This window comes from Photobacterium sp. GB-50 (assembly GCF_003026755.1).
GTDB lineage: Bacteria > Pseudomonadota > Gammaproteobacteria > Enterobacterales > Vibrionaceae > Photobacterium.
Genome location: NZ_PYNX01000057.1, coordinates 1 through 665, shown reverse-complemented (window position 1 = coordinate 665; position 665 = coordinate 1). Strand labels below are relative to the sequence as shown.

Below are 665 nucleotides of genomic sequence, written 5' to 3'. Positions count from 1 at the left end.
CTGTTTAATGCAGTGTCCACACAGATTGCTTGGTTAAAATGTAGAACGTAAAAAGACTTGGGTCTGTAGCTCAGGTGGTTAGAGCGCACCCCTGATAAGGGTGAGGTCGGTGGTTCAAGTCCACTCAGACCCACCACTTTCTCTCCCAGAGAAGGTGGCGGTTTAGTCTTTTATATCGTTGGGGTTATAGCTCAGCTGGGAGAGCGCCTGCCTTGCACGCAGGAGGTCTGCGGTTCGATCCCGCATAGCTCCACCACTCTTTAAATGCATTCTTGTGAGTGTTTTTAAAAAGTGGTTATCTAACGATGATTACATGTTCTTTAACAATCTGGAAAGCTGACTAGTAAATTCAATCAATAGATTGATTTTAAAAATGTTCTTCGAAAGAAGAACGAGTTCTCAAAACATACACATTCAAGTGTCTGTGTTTGCTTTCACTTTTTAAAAGTGAAAACAAAACAATGAGTCCGGCGAAAAACCAACGTTTAATACTTTCTTGATCGAAGTGTTAAACACAAACCTTGGTTGTTTGAACATACGAAACCTCTTGGGGTTGTATGGTTAAGTGACTAAGCGTACACGGTGGATGCCTTGGCAGTCAGAGGCGATGAAGGACGTATTAACTTGCGATAAGCCCAGAGAAGGTAGTAAAAACCGGTGACTCT

General features: G+C 42.6%; 2 tRNA genes and 1 rRNA gene. All 3 read left to right on the top strand.

Going from position 1 to position 665, the window contains the following annotated elements:
• Positions 1-59 precede the first annotated feature (59 nt).
• Positions 60-136: transfer RNA gene (locus C9J41_RS21680), tRNA-Ile, on the top strand.
• 44 nt (positions 137-180) lie between these two features.
• Positions 181-256: transfer RNA gene (locus C9J41_RS21675), tRNA-Ala, on the top strand.
• 303 nt (positions 257-559) lie between these two features.
• Positions 560-665 (top strand): 23S ribosomal RNA (locus C9J41_RS21970); the annotation flags it as partial.